Source organism: Methylobacterium sp. WL116, assembly GCF_008039455.1.
In the GTDB taxonomy this organism is placed as follows: domain Bacteria; phylum Pseudomonadota; class Alphaproteobacteria; order Rhizobiales; family Beijerinckiaceae; genus Methylobacterium.
In genome coordinates this window covers 1-526 of record NZ_VRUV01001104.1, presented here as the reverse complement: position 1 = coordinate 526, position 526 = coordinate 1, and the positions used below count along the sequence as shown (strand labels likewise).

At 76.0% G+C, this 526-nt stretch carries 1 pseudogene; it reads right to left on the bottom strand.

The features are described 5' to 3' along the window. A pseudogene (locus FV223_RS29595) lies at positions 1–526 on the bottom strand (nickel transporter); the annotation flags it as partial.

Sequence of the window (526 nt, the reverse complement as noted above, 5' to 3'; positions counted from 1 at the left end):
GCCCGCAGGCGGCGGGCGCGCCGAGGTCGGCGAGGCGCCCGGCCTTGCGCCACGTCACCGCCAGCCCGATCGCGGCGACGAGGGCGAAGCTGACGATCTCGATGGTGTTGCCGGCCCGCGTCATTCCGGCGGCGGTGGCGCCGAGCACGAGGCGGCCGGTCCCGACGATCGCGATCGCCACCAGCGCCTGCAGGATCGCGGCGGCGAAGCTCAAGCCGAAGCCGCGGCGCAAGGCCCGCTCGCCGGCGAACAGATAGCCGGCGATCACGGCCTTGCCGTGCCCGGGGCCGGCGGCGTGGAAGATGCCGTAGGCGAAGCCGAGCGTGACCAGCGGCATCCAGTCGCCGCCGCCCTTGATCGCGGCGAGCGCGGCCTGAAGGCTGCGCGAAAAGCTCGACTGGATCGCCAGGAGCCAGCCGTCGAGCCCGGTCGCCGACGGCGCGGCCTCGCGGAAGCCGATGCCGAAGGGCGAGCGCGGCGGCGGCGCGGAGAGACCGGGCGCCGCGAGCCAGACCAGGCCGGCGAG